Below are 1,707 nucleotides of genomic sequence, written 5' to 3' on the forward strand. Positions count from 1 at the left end.
TGCGCCGGGGCGTTGGCGCACAGCCGCATGGAGGCGAGCATGGTCAGCCCCTCCAGGTAGCTGCGCGCGTGCTGCCGGGGGCCGCTCACCACCAGCCAGCCCGACCGGAACCCCGCCACCCGGTACGTCTTCGACAGCCCGCAGAAGGTGAGGACGACCAGGTCGGGGGCGAGGACGGCGGCGCTGTGGTGGACCTCGTCGTCGTACAGGATCTGGTCGTAGATCTCGTCGGCGAAGACCATCAGCCCGTGGCGGCGCGCGAGTTCGAGGATGCCCTCCAGGACCTCCCTGGGATAGACGGCGCCCGTCGGGTTGTTCGGGTTGATGATGACCACGGCCTTGGTGCGGTCCGTGATCTTGGACGCCATGTCCTCCAGGTCCGGGTACCAGTCGGCGGACTCGTCACAGACGTAGTGCACGGCCCTGCCGCCCGCGAGGGTGGTGACGGCGGTCCAGAGCGGGAAGTCCGGGGCGGGGATGAGGACCTCGTCCCCGTCCTCCAGCAGCGCCTGGACGGCCATGGAGACCAGTTCGGAGACGCCGTTGCCGAGGAAGACGTCGTCCACGGTCACATCGGTGAGGCCGATGGCCTGGTAGCGCTGGACCACGGCCCGGCGGGCGGAGAGCACGCCGCGCGCGTCGGTGTACCCGTGGGCCCGGGGGAGCATCCGGATCATGTCCTGGACGATCTCCTCCGGCGCCTCGAAGCCGAAGGCGGCCGGATTGCCGGTGTTGAGGCGCAGCACGCTGTGGCCCGCGTCCTCCAGCGCGTTGGCGTGTTCGATCACCGGGCCCCGGATCTCGTAGCAGACCTCGCTGAGCTTGCTCGACTGCCGGAACTCCATGCCGTGCCCTCCCTGTTCCCGTACTCCGGTCCTGCTGCTTGGTTTTACCAAGCGAGAGCTTGGAAAGTCCAACATCTTGTCTAGACTGCGCTGCATGTCACCTCGTCAGCCACGCCGTCGAAGCTACGACCAGTACTGCGCCTCGGCCCGCGCCCTGGACGCCGTCGGGGACCGCTGGACCCTGCTGATCGTCCGGGAGCTGCTGGCCGGCCCCCGCCGGTACACCGACCTGCACGCCGACCTGCCCGGCGTCTCCACGGACGTACTGGCCGGCCGGCTCAAGGACATGGAGGCGCAGGGCCTGGCCACCCGCCGCAAGCTCCCGCCGCCCGCCGCCGCCACCGTGTACGAGCTGACCGCACGCGGCACCGGACTGCTGCCCGTGCTCACCGCACTCGCCGAATGGGGTGCCCCCGACCTCGCCGAACGCCGCCCCACCGACGCGCTGCGCGCCCACTGGTACGCGCTGCCCCTGCTGCGCCGCCTCCCGCCGACCGGGGTCCCGGCCGTGGTCGACGTGGTCCTCGACGAGGGCGTGTTCCACGTCCGCCTCGGCGGTGACGGCCCGGCCCACGGTGGCGGTCCGGTCTACGGTGACGGGCCCGCCGACGCGGCCGACGCCCGCCTCGTCCTCGACGCCGACACCTGCCGGGAGCTCGGCGAGGGCGCCCTCGGCGTGGCGCAGGCCGTCCGGTCGGGCCGCCTGGAGGTGCACGGCGAGGGCCCGGCGGCCGCCGCCCTGCGCGGGGACTGACCCCGCGCGACCTGGGGGGGGTGTCCGCAAAGTGGCGCCTGCCCCGCGACGCCCGGCACGCGCTCTCGCCGCACCGGGCGAAAGCCCGAGTACGTCCAGTACGCGGGC

Annotated in this window: 2 protein-coding genes; one reads left to right on the forward strand and one right to left on the reverse strand. The window is 72.5% G+C overall.

What is annotated here, in order from left to right:
- Positions 1-845, reverse strand: an 845-nt coding sequence (locus tag SSNG_RS31480; RefSeq protein WP_007267994.1) for an aminotransferase class I/II-fold pyridoxal phosphate-dependent enzyme, incomplete at its 3' end; no start/stop codon positions are given.
- A 94-nt stretch (positions 846-939) separates the two neighbouring features.
- Here SSNG_RS31480 and SSNG_RS31485 point away from each other — a divergent pair.
- The gene (locus SSNG_RS31485) at positions 940-1,599 is read left to right on the forward strand and encodes a helix-turn-helix domain-containing protein (RefSeq protein ID WP_007267995.1); all 660 of its coding nucleotides are present in this window, start codon (positions 940-942) and stop codon (positions 1,597-1,599) included.
- Positions 1,600-1,707: the final 108 nt, after the last annotated feature.

Source organism: Streptomyces sp. C (assembly GCF_000158895.1).
In the GTDB taxonomy this organism is placed as follows: Bacteria; Actinomycetota; Actinomycetes; order Streptomycetales; family Streptomycetaceae; genus Streptomyces; species Streptomyces racemochromogenes.

Excerpts from the sequence above, each read along its gene's own strand:
- SSNG_RS31485 (WP_007267995.1), top strand. The coding sequence starts at position 940 with ATGTCACCTCGTCAGCCACGCCGTCGAAGCTACGACCAGTACTGCGCC.